This window comes from Paenibacillus sp. Y5S-9, from assembly GCF_036894235.1.
Taxonomy (GTDB): Bacteria; Bacillota; Bacilli; order Paenibacillales; family Paenibacillaceae; genus Paenibacillus.
Genome location: NZ_CP145887.1, coordinates 5,983,058 through 6,002,530 on the forward strand (window position 1 = coordinate 5,983,058; position 19,473 = coordinate 6,002,530).

1 protein-coding gene is annotated in these 19,473 nt (G+C 53.3%); it reads right to left on the bottom strand.

Annotation, left to right across the window (positions count from 1 at the left end):
• Positions 1–285 precede the first annotated feature (285 nt).
• Positions 286–19,284, bottom strand: coding sequence for a non-ribosomal peptide synthase/polyketide synthase (locus V6669_RS26460; RefSeq protein WP_338588629.1), 18,999 nt, complete (start codon positions 19,282–19,284; stop codon positions 286–288).
• Positions 19,285–19,473 lie beyond the last annotated feature (189 nt).

Consider the following 19,473-nt stretch of genomic DNA (forward strand, 5'->3'; position numbering starts at 1 on the left):
GGTGCATCCCATAATACCAGAGTACTCATCCTATATCAGTTAAAGACTTTCATTATAATAGCCTCATACTGATTTGGACATAGTAACATTAATTATACGTTCATAAACAAAGGGTCCTGATGACAACTGTCATCCAGGACCCTTTGTTACATAACTTAAATACTTTTGTCAGGTGATACAAAAGTCGTGAAACTACCACAATTTTTCATTACCACTTCCTCAATATACCGAATCTCGCATATAACGTGCTTAAATGATCCATTTCCACCCAAGCCGGGTAAGGGATTAGAAAATAATATCAATAGCCTCTAGCTCATCTTGCTCCTGTTCGGATTGACCGTTCAGGGAAATATCCTTTAACAGCACCGAAGGCTGTTCGCCAATTTGGTTGATGATCACGAGCAGGTCCTGAGCAAAATTGTCGATCAGATTGCGCGTAAACAACTTGGTCGCATATTCAAACTGCCCGTTCATTCCCTCATCCAGCAACGAAATGACCAAGGTAAGGTCAAATTGGGAAACCGCATGCGTTTCCGGATAAGATTCGATCTGGATATCCCCGAAGTTTTGAACGTTATCTTCCTTCGTTTCCAGCGCAAACATGACATCGAATACAGGATTGCGGCTTTGATCGCGCGGCACCTGCAGCTTTTTCACGAGTTCTTCAAACGGATAATCCTGATGGTCGTAGGCCCCCAGCATCATTTCTTTGACTTCGTTCAAGTAAGCGAGAAACGTCTTCTCCCCGGATGGATAATGTCGAATCGCCAAAGTGTTGACAAACATTCCGATGAGCGGCTCCAAGTCGGCATGTGTGCGGCCCGAAACCGGTGTGCCTACAATGAAGTCTTCTTGTCCAGAGTACTTGCTGAGCAGGATTGAATAGGCCGCCGATAACACCATATATAGGGTAGCACCGTTCTCATCGGCAATGCGCTGCAAGCTGTCGGTCATCTTCTTGTCGATACTGAAAGGCAGCACATCTCCCTCAAAGCTGCGAGCGGCAGGTCTGACAAAGTCCGTAGGCAACTCAAGCGTTGGCAGTTCACCTTCCAACATGTCCAGCCAGTAGGCTTCCTGGCGTTTCAGCCGTTCTTTTACAGGTTCGGACTGCTGCCAAGCGGCGAATTCCTTGTATTGAATCCGAAGCGGTTCCAGTGTCTCACCGTTATACAGGCGCAGCAGCTCTTCGATGAAGATACCCATAGACATGCCATCCGTGACGATATGATGAATGTCCAGCATAAGCAGATGACGTTCCGCTTCCCATTCAACTAAGCCCACACGCAGCAGCGGCGGCCGCTCCAAATCAAAGACACGTACAAAGGCATCCGCAATGCTTTTTGTTTCACTTTCCGTCGCTTTTTTATACTCGACGGCAAACTCTAAGTCCGAATAAACCCGTTGTACCGGTTCACCGTCGACCATTTCGAAGCCGGTTCGCAAAACTTCGTGACGAGCGATTAATCCTTTGAGCGCCGCCTCGAATTGATTCCGCTCCAAGCGCCCGACGAGAACCGTCATGCCGGACATGTTGTAACTAAGCTCGGCCCCTTCCATCTGCTGCTGGATGTACAGCCGCTTTTGCACAGAGGAAAGCGGATAATACTCCCTTTTATCCAGAACCGGAATGGAAAGGAACTCCTGCTGCTCCAATCGGCTAATCACTTCAGCCATCGCTTCAATAGTCGAGTACCGGAATACATCGCGCAGTGGCAGGTCCACGTGCAGCTCCTTGTGCACCTTGCTGACCAGCGTCGTCGCCCGCAGCGAGTGACCGCCGAGGTCGAAGAAGTTGTCCGTCACACCAATCTTAACTGACCCAAGCACGTCCTGCCAGATGGAGACCAATTTCGTCTCCAGATCGTTGCGCGGCGCCACGTATTCGCGCCCTGCACTTGCTCCCTCTTCCGGCGCCGGCAGCGCTTTCCGGTCGATTTTCCCGTTTGGTGTCAGAGGTAAATGCTCCAGCTCTACAAAGTACGACGGAATCATGTAACCGGGCAGCTCGCTGGAGATCGCTCGTTTCAGGTCGGCCGCCGTCAGTTCGATATCCGTTGTGTAGTACGCGCACAGCGCCTTTTGCCCGTTCGCATCACTTCGAACCAGCACAACCGCTTCGCGTATACCTACCACCCGCAGCAGCTGCGATTCGATCTCACCCGTCTCGATCCGGTAGCCCCGGATTTTCGCTTGATTGTCGATCCGACCGATGAAATCCACGTTTCCGTCCTCCATCCACCGCGCCAAATCTCCCGTGCGATAAAGTCGCTCACCTACGACAAACGGACTATCTACAAACTTCTCTTCCGTCAGCTCTGGACGGTTCAAGTACCCGCGTGCCACACCGACTCCGCCGATAACCAATTCGCCCAGCACGCCGACTGGAACAGGATTCAGATGTGCATCCACGATGTAAAACTTCGCATTTAACCACGCTTTGCCAATCGGCACATGGCCTGTCTGCGGCAGTTTCGCCAACTCCTCGTCATAGAAACTGGAGTCGATTGCTGCTTCCGTCACGCCGTAGGCGTTAATGATGCGGAATGACGGGCCGAACCGTTCCTGCAAGGTACGGTAATCTGCCACACTGCAGCTGTCCGAGCTTGTGATCAATAGCTCCATATCGCTTAATTCCAACCCCTGCTCATGCACGTACTCCATGAACGGCACGATCAGTGCCGGTGTTGATTCAAAAATCGTCACTTGCTCCCGCTCTATCCAGTAGTGCAGACGAGACGGATCGATCCTGTCGTCCTTCGGTACAATGACCATAGTACCGCCGTTGTATAACGTCCGCGCAATGTCACCCACGAACACGTCAAACGAGAAGCTGGCGAGCTGCAACAGCCTTACCGGAAACTGATCCAACCGATATTCCCGTCGGTAACCCGCTGCCGTGTTCACCAGGCTACGGTGCTCAATCATCACGCCCTTCGGCTTGCCTGTCGTTCCGGACGTATAGATGACGTACGCCAGATCCTCCGGACGGGCTTCATGGAAGCCGTCCATACCGACAACATCAACATCATTTGGATGACTCTCGCCACCACCGTTCACAGCCCCCGTTAGCTTGCCTTTGACTGGATTGGGAGCACTGTTGGAGCCTTGGCCAAAGTCCATTGGCACATTGCTCCGTTCCTCGCTGTATGACGTTTCGTCGTCGAGATACAACACCTTCGCCAGTGCCAGTTCCTCTTCACCGAGCAAGGCTTCGGCACGCTCTCGCAGCGGCGTTTGCGTAAGCAGTACCTTCGCTCCGCTGTCTTCGAGCATAAACCGCACGCGGTCCGCCGGATAATCCGGATCAAGCGGTACATACGCCCCTCCCGCTTTCCAGACGGCCATCACAGCCACCAGCAAATCTACCGAACGCTCGGCGAGAATACCAACAATCTCCTCACGGCCAATGCCGCTTCCGCGCAGCGTAGCCGCCAAGCGATTCGCCCGCTCGTTCAGCTCCGCATACGTCAGCCGATCGTTCTCGTATACGACGGCTTCCGCTTCCGGCGTGTGTTCCGCCTGTTCCTCGAACAGTCGATGGAACGCTGCCATAGGAGCCTCTTCCGGTTGCGCCGGGTTAAACGCGCCGACAATCTGCTCTTTTTCCTCTGCCGTTAACAAGTTCAGCTCGGCAATCGTCGCCGACGGGTTGCGGAGAATGGATTCAAGCAGCTGCATGTAGTGAACAGCCAACTTCTCCACCGTTTCGGTTTTGTATAGAGCCGTGGCGTATTCAAACAGATATTCCAAGCCGTCCTCAATCTCGGTGACGTCCAAGCTGAGATCGAATTTGGAAACAATTTCTTCGCTGGCATACGTCGACAGATGCAGTCCCGGAAGCTGGATTTCCACATTTTCTGTATTCTGCAAAGCAAACATCGTATCAAACAGTGGATGACGGCGTAAATCACGAGCCACGTTTACCTTATCCACCAGTTCCTCAAACGGATAATTCTGATGTTCAAAAGCACCCAGCGTTGTCTCCTTGATCTCCTTCAAGTAGTCAAGGAACGTTTTACCGGCAGCCGGGTAACTGCGGATGGCCAATGTATTAACAAACATCCCGATCAGCGGTTGAACGTCGCTGTGATTTCTGCCCGCAATCGGCGTACCAACCACCACATCTTCCTGACCTGAATATTTATGCAGAAGCACGTTATATGCCGCAAGCAGAACCATGTAAAGCGTTGCGCCGTTCTCAGCTGCAAGCCGTTTCAGACCTTCGCTTTTCTCAATACTCATAAACAATTGCAGCGTGCGGCCCTCATAGCTCTGCATAGCCGGGCGCGGATAGTCCGTTGGCATTTCCAGAACTGGCAGTTCTCCGCGGAACATGTCAATCCAGTAGGCTTCCTGCTTGGCAAGCTGCGTTTTCTGCTCATCCGATTGCTGCCATACTGCATAATCTTTGTACTGAATGCGGAGTGGCTTGAGCGGCTCCCCGCTGTACAAGTGCACAAACTCTTCGATCAGTACGTCCATTGAAACGCCGTCCGATACGATATGATGTGTATCGAACATCAGGATGTGCCGGTCCGGCGCGAGTTCGGCAATGCCCACCCGCAGAAGTGGCGGCTTCGCTAGATCAAACGCACGAACGAATTGGCGCACCGTTTCTTCCGCCTGCTCCCCGCTGATCTGCACATATTCCACCTGGAAGGTGACATCTTCGTAGATCCGCTGAACCGCTTCGCCTTCAACCATCTCAAAGCCCGTACGCAGCGTTTCATGACGAGCTACAAGCCCGCGGAATGCTTCTTCAAACCGCTGCCGGTTGAGCTGCCCTTCGAGCAGCATGGCTCCCGGTATGTTGTAGCTCAGCTCGCCTCCTTCCAGCTGGTTCAAGATATAGAGACGTTTCTGCGCGGAAGAGAGCGGATAATACTCGCTAGGTTCCGCAGCCGGAATAGCCGTAAACGAGCCAACCTCTAACCGCTCCATAGCCACAGCCATTTCCTCAACTGTCGAGTAGCGGAATACGTCGCGAAGCGGGAATTGGGCGCCCAGCTCCTTATGCATTTTGCTGACAAGTGTTGTCGCCCGCAGGGAGTGTCCTCCGAGGTCGAAGAAGTTGTCCGTTACGCCTACCGCCTTCTCCCGAACAAGCACTTCCTGCCAAATGGCGGCCAATTTTGCCTCCAGTTCGGTGCGCGGCGCCACGTATTCGCGGCCTCCGCCTGCTCCCCCTTCCGGCGCTGGCAGCGCCTTCCGGTCAATTTTCCCATTCGGCGTTAGAGGCAATTGCTCCAGTTCGACGAAATACGACGGAATCATATATCCCGGTAGCTCGCTGGAGATCGCCCGTTTCAAATCTGCCGCCGTCAAGCCTTTTTCCACTGTATAATAAGCGCACAACGCTTTCTGCCCTTCTTGATCTTCCCTGACAACAACGACCGCTTCCTTCACGCCACCTACACTCAGCAGCTTTGCTTCGACTTCGCCCGTCTCGATCCGGTAGCCCCGAATTTTTGCCTGGTTATCGATCCGGCCGATGAAGTCCACGTTGCCGTCCTCCATCCACCGCGCCAAGTCTCCAGTGCGGTACAGTCGCTCACCTACGATAAACGGACTATCTACAAACTTCTCTTCCGTCAGCTCTGGACGGTTCAAATACCCGCGCGCTACCCCGACTCCGCCGATAACCAGCTCGCCCAACACACCGACGGGTACGGGATTCAGATGTGCATCCACGATGTAAAACTTCGCATTCAACCACGCTTTGCCAATTGGCACATGGCCTGTCTGCGGCAGTTTCGCCAACTCCTCGTCATAGAAACTGGAGTCAATTGCCGCTTCCGTCACACCGTAGGCGTTAATAATGCGGAACGACGAGCCGAACTGTTCCTGTAAGGTACGGTAATCTGCCACACTGCAACTGTCCGAGCTTGTAATCAACAGCTCCATCCCGCTCAACTTCAGCCCTTGCTCGTGCACGTATTCCATAAACGGTACGATCAGTGCCGGCGTTGATTCAAAGATCGACACTTGCTCCCGCTCTATCCAGTAGTGCAGACGAGACGGATCGATCCGGTCGTCCTTCGGTACAATCACCATGGTACCGCCGTTGTATAACGTCCGCGCAATGTCGCCCACGAACACATCAAACGAAAAGCTGGCGAGCTGTAAAAGCCTTACCGGAAACTGATCCAACCGGTATTCCCGTCGGTAACCCGCTGCCGTGTTCACCAGGCTGCGGTGCTCGATCATCACACCCTTGGGCTTACCCGTTGTTCCCGACGTGTAGATGACGTACGCCAGATCCTCCGGACGGGCTTCATGGAAGCTGCCCATACCGACAACATCAACATCATTTGGGTGACTCTCATTACGGTCGTTCACAGCACCCGTCAGCTCGCCAGAGACCAGACCTGAAACCATGCTGGAGCCAAGCGGTGTATTCGCTCGATCTTCGCTGTATGACGTTTCGTCATCGAGATACAGCACCGTCTCCAGTGCTAGCTCCTCTTCGCCGAGCCAGGATTCGGCACGCTCTCGCAGCAGCGTTTGTGTCAGCAGTACCTTCGCTCCACTGTCTTCAAGCATGAACCGCACCCGGTCTGCCGGATAATCCGGGTCGAGCGGTACATACGCCCCGCCCGCTTTCCAGACGGCCAGCACGGCCACCAGCAGGTCCACCGAACGCTCGGCGAGAATACCAACAATCTCCTCCCGGCCGATGCCGCTTGCACGCAACGTTGCCGACAGGCGGTTCGCCCGCTCGTTCAGCTCCGCATACGTCAGCCGATCGTTCTCGTACACGACGGCTTCCTCTTCTGGTGTGCGCTCCGCCTGTTGCTCGAACAGCCGGTGGAACGCTGCCACAGGAGCCATTTCCGGCTGCACCGGATTAAACACCCCGACAATTTCTTCTTTTTCCGCAGCCGTCAAAAGCTCTAACTCATGTACACGAACATTCGGATTAGCCGCAACCTGCTCCAATGCACGGGCAAAATGACCGTGGATCTGCCTGATGTCTTGCTCTCTGAATGTCAGTGCATTGTACGTAAACCGCAGCAAAATATGTTCTTCCGGAATGACGGTAATGTCCAGGTCGTAGTTCGTTTGTTCCGGCGATTGGATATTAGCGATTTTCAGCGCTTCTTGGCCTCCGCCGACAACCTGCTCAATCTGTTCTTCCATCGGATAATTTTCAAAGACCATAATATGGTTGATCAAGTCGCGCTTTTGCTCGCTCAGCGACTGAATTTCGAACAGTGGGAAAGTCTCATATGCTCCCGATGTCAGCGCTTGATCCTGGGTTTTTCTCAAAATATCGGCTACCGTCTCCTCGGCTTTACCTTGAATACGGACCGGGATCGTATTAATAAACAGGCCAATCATACTTTCGATGCCTGGAATTTCCGCCGGACGCCCGGATACAACGGAGCCGAACACGACATCCTCGCTGTTGTTGTATATCTGTAGGACCAGCCCCCATACAGTCTGCATAAACGTGTTGAGTGTCACCTGTTGCTGGCGCGCCACACGCTCAATTTGTCCAGTCAGTCCTTTGCTGAGTTCCACATCAATTTCAGCCATTTCAAAAGCATGCTGTTTCAGCTGCGTTCTCTCCTGCGGCAGCTTAGTCTGCTGATCGTATCCCGCCAAATACTCAGACCAGTAACCCGAAGCTTTCGCTACATCTTGAGCTTCCAGCCATTCGATATATCGGGAGTACGAGGTAACCGGAGGAAGCTCCAGCGTCCGCTGCTCTTGGAACGCAAAGTAAGTGTCGAACACTTCCTTGATCATGAAGGACATACACCAGCCATCCATCAAAATGTGATGATGACTCCAGATCACATGGTAGGACTCGTCGCCTGTGCGCAAAACGGTCACACGCATAAGAGAGTCTTGGGCCAAATCAAACTTGTTCGCTTTATCCGCGTTCACAAAATCGGCTATTGTCTTCTCCGGATGTTCATCTCTTGCCGAGCGAATATCTTCAAAATACACTTCACACTTCCGCTCGCGGAATACCACTTGAATCGGCTCGTCTCTCCAGCCGGTAATAAAATTGGTCCGGAGCGCCTCATTTCGCTGTACCAACGTATCCAATCCGCGGGTGAAGGCTTCCACATTCAGGCTTCCATACAGATCAAAGGTCACCTGTTCGAAGTAAGCTTCCGAATCGGCATCCAGCAAGCTGTGGAACAACATCCCTTTTTGCAATGGAGTCAGGGTGTATACATTCTCCAGTTCGCCGAGTGCCGCCGTATGTTCGGACAGCCGCTCCAGTTCCTCCACCGTCACATCTTGAAGCAGCACATCACTAGGCGTAAGCTCCGGCCGCTCTTTTGATACGCAATGGCTGATGACTTCACGCAAACTCGATTCAAGCAAGGTGCCCAGGCGTTCAACCGTCTCCCGTTGATACTGGGTTTCCCCATAACGGATCGTAAGTTCCAACACACCTTCCGACACCATACCGTTGATATCGAGGACATAATCCATCACAGCATTTGGGCTTGAATCGGAGCCCGGACTGAACGGAGACGGCTGCGAGCCACTACTTTCGTAATCCTGGTCGAATTGACCCAAATAGTTAAAACTGATCTCCGGCTCCAAAGCAAAACGCTCGCCGTCATGCGGCGCCGACAAATAACGCAGGATGCCGTAGCCGATTCCTTTGTTCGGAATGTGGCGCAAGTTTTCTTTCACCTGTTTCACCTGATGACCGAGCGCCTGGACGTGACCCGGCTCCAGAACAACGGGGAATTGGCTTGTAAACCAGCCTACCGTACGCGTAATGTCCACATCCGGCAAAAGTTCTTCCCGACCGTGGCCTTCGAGATTCACCAGCACGCGTTCCCGACCGCTCCAAGCTTGTACCGCGAGGCCAAGCGCGGCAAGAAGCAAATCGTTCATTTCCGTATGGTAAGCACGGTGTGCCTGCTTCAGCAGCTGTTCGGTTTCCTCCGCCGTCCAGCGGACGGTCACGAGCCCGCTGTCCTTCAGCTTGGCTGTGCCTTGTTCAAAATCTTTCGGAAGCGGCTCATAGGTCAATTGCTCGATATGCTGCCAATACGCTCTCTCGCTTTCCATCGCCGGACCGTTCGCATAATCAGCGAGCTGTTTCGCCCACGTTTGGAATGAATCCGTTTTGAGCGGCAGACGGATCGGCTGCCCTTGCAGCGCCTGCTCATAGGCGGCAGCAAAATCCTCAAGCAGAATCCGCCAGGATACGCCGTCTACGACCAAGTGATGGATTGCGATGAGCAGGTGGTCTCCGTCGTCACAGCGGAACAAACCCAGCTTCACCAGCGGACCGTTTTCCAGATCAATGCTTGCTTGAATGTCATTTGCCTTAGCCTCTACCGCTTCTTTCACGTCGAGGGTTCCCTTGAAATCGACAACCTCCAGATCGAACAGCACTTCGTTCTCCCCGGCGCCTCGGTTCCAGGCGGTATAACCATTCTCGGTTTGACGATAAACCGTACGAAGAGCATCGTGATGCACGATAAGCTGACACACCACTTGGCGTAAAGCTTTTTCATCAAACCCTTGCTTGGAGAACTGCATGATCGCCTGGTTGCTGTGATGAACGTCGGCCGGATTTTGTTCAAAGAACCAGCGCTGAATCGGGGTCAGGATCACCTCTCCCGTCACTTCGGATTGGCTTGCCGTTCTCTCCGCTGTTTGCAGCCGCAAACTAAGGGCGGAAATCGTCGGGTAATGGAACAAATCTTTCATGACCAGCTTGTATCCCGTTTGCAAAAGACGAGAAGATACCTGTAAAGCTTTAATTGAATCCCCACCAAGCGCAAAGAAATTATCCATGGTGCCAACCTGATCCACGCCTAACACTGACTGCCAGACCAACGCGAGTGCTTTCTCGGCAGGAGTACGCGGCGCCGTGTATGCAGCCTCGGCACGAATGCTTCCTTCCGGCACAGGCAACGCTTTACGGTCGATCTTGCCGTTCGGTGTAAGCGGTAGTTGATCCAGACGCATGATGCGCGAAGGTACCATATGAGAAGGCAGTACGGCGTCCAGATGGGCCACAAGCCCTTCCAGATCAAAGCTGGAATCCACAACGACATACCCGCACAAATATTTCTGCCCCCGCTCGTCCGTCCGGTCGATGACAAGCGCTTGACGCACCTCGGCAACATTTTTCATGGCCGCTTCGATCTCACCAAGCTCGATCCGGTAACCGCGAATTTTCACCTGATTGTCGATTCGGCCGATGAAATCTACGTTGCCGTCAGGCATCCAGCGTGCCAGATCACCCGTCCGGTACAACCGCTCCCCAGCGGTGAATGGGCTATCTACGAATTTCTCCGCCGTCAAATCCGGGCGGTTCAAGTAACCGCGGGCCACACCCGCTCCACCGATAACCAGCTCGCCGAGCACCCCGATCGGCACCGGCTTCAGATTTGCATCCACGATGTAGAACTTGGCGTTCAGCCACGCTTTCCCGATCGGCACGCTGCCCGTGTTCGGCAACTTCTCCAGCGGCTCGTCATAGAAGCTAGAGTCAATCGCTGCTTCCGTTACGCCGTAGCTGTTAATAATACGGAACTGCGAGCCAAAGCGCTCCTGCAAGGTGCGGTAATCTGCTACACTGCACGCATCCGAGCTTGTGATCAGCAACTGCATCGAGCTGAGGTCCAGACCATCGGTATACACATGCTCCATGAACGGCACAACCAGCGCAGGAGTTGATTCGAACACTGTCACGGCGTAGTCGCGAATCCAGCCATAGAGGCGGGTTGGATCAATTCGGTCTTCCTTCGGCACGATGACCATAGTTCCACCGTTGTACAGCGTCCGTGCAATGTCACCAACGAACACGTCAAACGAGAAACTGGCAAGTTGCAGCAGTCGGATCGGGAACTGATCCAGACGGTAGTCCCGCCGGTAGCCCGCCGCCGTGTTCACCAAGCTGCCGTGTTCCACTGCCACGCCCTTCGGACGGCCCGTCGTACCGGAGGTGTAGATGACGTAAGCCAGATCACCTGGCTTGTTAACATTTGCCGGATTTGATGCGAGATCCGCCACTTGTACGTTCTGCTCAGCTTCTGCCGTGGCAGAAGTTTCGACAGCAGCCGTTGCCACTTGCGCCAAAGCCTCCGCCTCTGCGCCCGCTTCGCCCAAAGCTTGTACGCCTACAGCTGTTTCCGCCGCGCCGAGGCTGTATGTCGTGGCGTCATCAAGTGCAAGCACCGTTTGCAGCGTTAAATCTCCGTTGCTGCGCCAAGCTTCCGCCTGCTCCAGCAGGCAGGTCTGCGTAAGCAGGACCGATGCCCCGCTGTCCGCGAGCATATATTCGATCCGCTCCGCTGGATAGTCGGGGTCAAGCGGTACATAAGCACCGCCAGCTTTCCATACGGCGAGTACCCCGATCAACAGCTCCGCTGAACGGCCGGCCAGAATGCCGACCACCTGTTCCGGCTTCACCCCGCGTGCCCGCAGTACATACGCCAAACGATTCGCTTTGGCATTCAGCTCCGCATACGTCAGCTTGCTGTCTTCGTAGACAACCGCCAGCGCTCCCGGAGTGCGCTCCACCTGCTCCTCGAATCGCTCGTGGAACGTTCTCTCTCTCCACGACTCATCCGCTTCCAGACCTGCCCCCTCTGTGGCGGATTGCTTTACAAGAGCCGAAGACGACACGTCAAACCCGACCAATAAATTATCCTTTTCGCTGTCCGTCAATATATCCAAATCCGAAATCCGCGCACCCGGCTGAGCCAGGATCGACGCCAAAATCTGCTCGTAATGACCCGCCAGCCGTACCATCGTGTCCTGTCTAAACAACGAGGTAGCGTACTCGATCTTGCAAACCAACTCGTTACCCTCTTCCACGATGTCCAAGCTAAGATCAAACTTTGCCGTCTTTTCCTCGATGTCAAACAGTGACCATTGCAAGCCTTCAAGAGTTAAATCCAGGCTTTCGTGCTTTTGCAAAGAAAACATGGTGTCAAACAGCGGATTTCGGCTTAAATCCCGGCTCACCTGAAGAGCTTCTACCAGTTCCTCAAACGGATAGTCCTGGTGCTCGTAGGCTCCAAGTGTCGTTTCCTTCACTTCCTGCAAGTAATCCATAAACGTCCGCTCTGCCGTCGGACCCAAGCGAAGGGCCAGCGTATTGACAAACATGCCGATTATCGGCTGCACGTCGGCGTGAGAACGAGCGGCAATCGGAGTGCCGACTACGATATCTTCCTGTCCCGCGTATTTATGAAGCAATATGGAGTACGCAGCCAGCAGAAGCATGTACAACGTTGCCCCCGAATCGCTGGCAAGCTGTTTGAGAGCTTCGCCTTTCTCCGCATCTAGCCTAAACGTGAGCGTTTGACCGTCAAACTGCTGAACGGCTGGACGGGAGTAGTCAAGAGGCAGCTCAAGAACCGGAAGCTCGTAGCTGAATACCCCGCGCCAGTATTCTTCCTGTCGTTTGATGCGTTGACGCTGTTCCTCGGATTGCTGCCAAACGGCGTAATCCTTGTATTGAATCCGCAGCTCCGGCAATGCTTCCCCATTGTACAGCCGCACAAATTCGCGTAGCAGCACATCCATGGAAAGGCCGTCGGAAGCAATGTGATGCATATCCAGCGCGAGCAGGAATTTTTCTTTCTCCAATCCAATCAACAGGGCGCGCAGCAAAGGCGGCTGGGTCAAGTCAAAAGGCTGAATGAAGCCTTCTAGAATAGCTGCAACCTGATCTTCGCTTGCTTGAATCTTCTCGACCTTGAAAGCGACGAGCGGATGAATACGCTGAACCGGCTCCCCATTCATGATTTCAAAACCGGTGCGAAGCATATCGTGCCGGGCCATCAAAGTAGTCAGCACATCTTCTACTTTGGCCTCGTTCAAAGCCCCTTCCAATTGTAAGGCGCTTGGAAGGTTATAATTCAGCTCCAAGCTATCCAGCTGATGCAGGACATACAGCCTTTTTTGTGCAGAGGAAACCGGATAGTACGCTTTCTCTTCCGCTTTTGGAATCGAGCTGTGCTGCGATTCTTCCAAGCTGGCAATAGCCCTTGCCATCGATTCTACCGTCATATAACGGAACACATCGCGAAGCGGAAATTCCACGTTCATTTCCTTCCGAATCTTGCTGACAAGGTTTGTCGCCCGCAAGGAATGCCCTCCGAGCTCGAAGAAATTGTCCAGGACCCCAATGCCGGAGTTGCCCAGAACTTCCTCCCATATCTTCACAAGCTGGGACTCCGTAAGGTTACGAGGGGCTACGTATTCAACGCCCGTTTGCAGGCTACCTTGCGGCTCCGGCAGTGCTTTGCGGTCCACTTTGCCGTTGGAAGTCAGCGGCATGCGTTCCAGCTGCACGAAGTACGACGGGATCATATATCCCGGCATTCCCTGGGCCAGCGAGGTTCTCATTTCGCTAACCGTCAGCGTCCGGTCCGCCACAAAGTAGGCAACAAGCGCCTTTTCGCCCCCGTTGTCCTGACGGGCGAGCACCACCGCTTCTTCCACGCCCTCCACGTTCAGCAGTTGGGTCTCAATTTCGTCCAACTCGATTCGGTACCCGCGGATTTTGACTTGATGGTCGATTCGGCCGAGGTATTCAATGTTGCCGTCCGGCAGCCAGACCGCCAAGTCACCCGAACGGTACAGTTTCTCCCCCTCCGCAAACGGAGAATCAACGAACTTTTCCGCCGTCAGATCCGGGCGATTCAGGTATCCTCTCGCCAGGCCTTCCCCGGCCACGTACATTTCGCCTGCTACGCCGATCGGAACAGGACGACGGTTTCCATCCAGAACGTACACGCTCAGCGTCGGGATCGGCTTGCCGATATTACTCTTCGCCGCCTCCATCTCGATCCATGTAATTTCCTTATACGTTACGTGAACCGTCGTTTCGGTAATACCGTACATATTGATCAGCTTTGTCTCTGGGTACTTCGTCTTAAAACCCTTGAGCAACAGCGGGCTGAGCGCTTCGCCACCGAAGATGACGTTGCGAATCCTCAGATCGTACGCATGGTCCGCTAAAACCTCACGCAGCAGTTGGTAGAAATATGTTGGCGTCTGGTTCAAGATCGTGACCCGTTCGCGGCTCAGCAGTGCCAGGAATTCGGCCGGATTTTTCGCCGTAAGCGGCGGTACGATAACCAGCTTTCCTCCATTCAGCAGCGCTCCATACATCTCCCAGACGGAGAAATCGAAGCAGAATGAGTGGAATAACGTCCACGTGTCAGACGGCCCAAAGTCGAACAGGTTCTTGTCGTTGAACAAAAGGCGCACAACGTTTTTATGCTCGATCAACGTGCCTTTGGGTTTGCCGGTCGTTCCCGATGTGTAGATGACATAAGCCAAGTTACCCGGGCCAGAAATTGGCTCCAGATTCGAAGCGTCCAACTCACCAGCGGATTCCGCCCCTTTGTCGTCCCAAACGAAATCGTCCAATTCAAGGCGCGTTCCTGCGAAGTCGGTCTTCTCATGCAAATGCTTTTGAATCAGCAATAACGGTGCGCCCGAATCCTCAATCATGAAGCGAATGCGTTCCTCCGGGTAGTCGGGATCGACAGGCACGTAGGCTCCGCCCGCTTTGAGAATCGCCAGAATGCCGACGACCATATCAAGCGAACGTTCGGCCAGAATCGCTACCAACTGATCCGTTTCAACTCCTGTCTCCCGTAGTTTACGCGCAAGGCGGTTGGATCGCTCGTTCAGTTCGTGGTAGCTCAACTGCCGCTCATTCATGACGGCGGCCACGTTATCCGGGTAAAGCTTCGCCTGCTCTTCGAACAAGCCATGAATCGTCTGCTGACGCGGGTAGTCTGCCTCCGAATCGTTGAAACCGCGCACCAGTTCACGGATTTCCTGCTCCGTTAGCATATCCAGTGAAGCAATATCCCCTTCCGGCGCTGTTGCGATAGTTTCGAGTAGCTTGTCATAATGTCTGGCGAACCGCTCCGCGGTCTCCTGTTTATACAAAGCCGTAGCGTACTCTAAACGGCATTCGAGCTGACCATCCAGCTCCGAAATGTCCAGAAGCAGCTCGAACTTGGACGTTCGGTTTTCCAACGGATAAAACGATTGCTCCAGCCCCTCGATGACAATTTGCTCATTCTCCGTATTTTGCAGGGAGAAGAACGTATCAAAGAGCGGATTCCGGCCGGTCGCGCGCGGAATGTGAAGACTTTCCACCAAATCTTCGAACAAATAATTTTGGTGTTCAAAAGCCCCGAGTGTGATTTCCTTCATTTCTTCCAAATACTTAAGGTACGGCTTGGAACGCTCCGGCTGGCTGCGAATGGCAAGCGTGTTGATAAACATACCTACGATTGGCTGCACTTCTTCCTGCGTTCTTCCGGCAATCGGCGTTCCCACGATCAGATCTTCCTGACCCGAATATTTATGCATAAGGATGGAGTAAGCAGACAACAGCACCATGTACAGGGTCGTGCCCGTCCGTGCGGCCAGTTCTTTCAGCTTCTCCGTCCGTTCTTTCCCAATATCAAACTTCACGGTCCGGCCGTCAAAACTTTGCACCGCAGGCCGCGGGAAGTCCGTCGGAAGTTCCAATACAGGCAGCTCGCCCGACAGCTGTTCCAGCCAGTACTCCTTCTGCGGCTCGATCAACTGCCTGTAGGCTTCGGAATGCTGCCAAAAAGCATAATCTTTGTATTGAATACGCAACGGGGCCAGCTCCTCATTCCGATACAGGCGGCTGAACTCGTCGAAAAGCAGCGCTGTCGAGATGCCATCCGAGACGATATGGTGCATATCAAACAGCAGAATGTGGCGATCCTCGGCTACTTCGATCAGGCCGATGCGAAGAAGTGGCGGCTTGGTCAGATCAAACGGGTGATAGTATGCTTCCACCACATGGTCCACTTCTCCCTCGCTCGCCTGGAAATAGTCTACAGCAAACTCCACCTCGTCATAGATGCGCTGCACAAGCTCACCTTGAACCTGCTCGATCCCGGTACGCAGCGTCTCATGGCGCTGAATCAACGCCCGGAACGCGTACTCTACGCGCGTGCGGTCCAGCTTGCCTTCGAGAAGAAGCGCCGCCGACATATTGTAGCTACGCTCGGCCGCGTCAAGCTGGCGCAGGACGTACAGACGCTTTTGCTCGGATGAAACCGGATAATACTGGTCCTCTGCCGCCTTTGTAATCTCATACGTTTCTTGCTGCTTTAAACCGCTAATTCTTTGGGCAAGCTGTTCGATCGTGGTGTAGCGGAAAACGTCCCGCAGCGGAACCTCGACTTGCAGCTCTTTTCGAATCTTGGAAACAAGCGCGGAGGCCCGCAAGGAGTGACCACCCAGGTCAAAGAAATCGTCTTGGACTCCAACTCGCACAATACCCAGTACCTGCTGCCAAATAAAAGCAAGTCTTGTTTCCAGCGTTGTGCGAGGAGCCACATACTCACGGCCGGCTTCTATCTCTCCGGTCGGTTCAGGCAGCGCTTTACGGTCAATCTTGCCATTTGGTGTGAGCGGAAGCTGATCAAGAGACACCAGTCGGGCCGGGACCATATGGGCCGGCAGCTCTTGCTTCAATTGGGACAGCAGATCGCTCAGCTGCAAGGAAACATCCCCCGCCACGTAACCGCACAAATACTTTTGCCCCTGCTCATCCGTACGGTCAGTCACCACAGCCTGCTTGACCCCCGGGAAACTGAGCAGGGCCGTTTCAATTTCGCCGAGTTCGATCCGGAACCCGCGAATTTTCACCTGATAGTCGATTCGACCGATGAAGTCAACGTTGCCGTCTTCCAGCCAGCGGGCCAAATCTCCTGTCCGATATAGACGTTCGCCAGGCACAAACGGGCTGTCTGCAAACTTCTCGGTGGTTAGGTCCGGACGGTTCCAATACCCGCGCGCTACCCCGGCGCCGCCGATGACAAGCTCACCCGGAACCCCTACAGGAACCGGCATTAACCCTGCATCGACAATGTAAAACCGGGCATTCAGCCAGGCTTTGCCGATCGGCACATGACCCAACGATGGCAGCTTGTCCAGCGGCTCATCGTAAAAGCTGCTGTCAATGGCCGCTTCGGTTACGCCGTAACTGTTGATGATGCGGAATTGTCCGCCGAATCTTTCCTGCAGCAATCGGTAATCGGTGACACTGCAAGCATCCGAGCTGGTAATCAGCAACTGCATGGAGCTGACGTCCAGCCCTTCTTCATAAATATGCTGCATGAACGGCAGGATAAGCGCAGGTGTCGATTCAAATACCGTAATGTTTTGCTCCCGAATCCAGCCGTATAAGCGGTTCGGATCAATCCGGTCATCCTTTGGCACAATTACCATCGTGCCTCCGTTATACAGCGTCCGCGCGATGTCTCCAACGAACACGTCAAACGAGAAGCTCGCCAGTTGCAGCAACCGCACCGGGAACTGATCCAACCGGTACTCACGGCGGTACGCATCCGCCGTATTCATGAGACTACCATGCTCAATCATGACGCCTTTTGGGCGTCCCGTCGTACCCGAGGTGTAAATCACATAAGCCAAGTCTTGCGGGGCACTATCAGCAGATTCAAATTCCACGGCTGAGGTATCCCCGTTATACATCTGTTCATCGTCCATCGCATAGACAGCTTGAAGCTTCAGTCGGTCATCGGCCAACCAACCTCCGGCCCCCTCCAACAGATGACGCTGCGTAAGCAGCACCGATGCTTCGCTATCGCTGAGCATGTACTCAATCCGCTCCGCCGGATAATCGGGGTCCAGCGGTACATAAGCTCCGCCGGCTTTCCATACGGCGAGCACACCAACCAGCAGTTCCACCGAGCGCTCCGCCCAGATCCCCGTAATCGTCTCCCTTCCCACTCCCTGTTCACGAAGGAGCGCAGCCAGCCGCTCAGCGCGTTCGTTCAATTCGCCGTAAGTCAGCTTTTTGTCCATGTAAACAACTGCCGGATGATCCGGAATGTCTCGGGCAAACTTTTCGACATACCGATGAAACGCTATTCCCTCGCTCAGTGCTGCAACCGGCGGGTTAAACACGTCCAGAATACGGTGTCTCTCCTCATCGCTCAACAGAGAAATCTCGCGTACCCGCAGTTCGGGAGTCTCAAGAAACTGGTCCAGCACAGTTACATACTGCTCCATAATCCGATCAATCTCGGTCGTCTCGAACAGGCCGGTACGATAGGAAGCATGGAGAATGACATGGCCTTCATTCAGCATATGGTCGAAGCGCAGCAGTAGATCGTCCATCTCGTGTCTAGCAAAGTGAGCCTCCAGACGTACCTTGATTTCTTCGTACTCCACGATTTTCAAAGGCAGATATTCCAGAGACGTGCGGAACAGCTCCGAAAGATCGTTGCGGCCGTGTTGTTCACGTAAATCCTGGATCAATTGGTTATAAGGATATTTCTGATGTCGCAGATCCGCCGTATTTTCCTTGGAAACCGTTTGGATCAAGGAAAGCACGGACCAATCTGGATTCAGACTAATCCGCGTAGCCACGGTGCTGACGAACATACCGATCGTTTCTTTTTCCTTCTTGCTGGTACGATTGGCAAAAACCGTGCCGACCGGCACATCGGTGCTGTCGGTCAGCTTATACAATAAGACGTACATGGCGGACAAAAATAACGTATATAAACTGACCTGATATTGTTCGCTAAAAGCCAGAATGCGGTCATACCGGGAACCATCCAAAGTGATGGAACGTTTATTCGATTCGCTGCCAATCGAGAATGGCGGAACCGATTTAATGCCGCTCGTTTCAGGCAAAGTGTTGTACTTGGTCAGCCAGTATTCCTTGCCTTTTTGATAACGCTGCGATTGCTCATATTCATGTTCAGTTGAAATATAATCCAGATAGGAAGGGGCCTGGTAACTGCTGGAGATGCCTTTGCGCAGTTCCAGGTATTTTTCCATCACCGCATGCAGCAAAGCAGTGACGGACAAGCCATCAGCAATGATATGATTTACAGTCAAATTAAGCCATACTTGGCCGTTCGCAAAATGGATCATCGTAAATTGATAGAGGTGTTCGTCGAACACACTGGCCGGTTTTTCGGTTACTTCTTTCACCCAAGCATAGAATTGTTCGGTTGTGCCTATTTTGAGGTGGCTTATCCTGGCTTGGACATTCTCCAGCTCTTCGAACCACTGCGTTGGATTTTGCATATCCCCGCTAATGCGGATTCGGAAAGCGTCATAGGTTTTGACAATCTCTGCCGCCGCTTGCTCAAGCAGCTTGGTGTCGATCTCACCCGTAATCTGGTAGGTCGCGGAAAGCATCGTGATGGATGTGCCCGGATTCATAATTTCCATGAACCATATCCGGCGCTGGGCTTGCGTTAATCCATATTGCTTGTTCGTATTCTCTCTCACATCGACACACTCCCGTATTAGAGATTGTTTGTAGATAGGCTTTGTAACTATAAATTGAACTAAAGATGATTTACACGGAACACTCCGATGACAGAATAACCTTCCAATCGCTGTTATCCCCAGATTTTTTCGCATCCCTTTTTAAAAGGGAAAATCCGGTGATAAAGGCGAGCGCTACGCTTTTTCAGG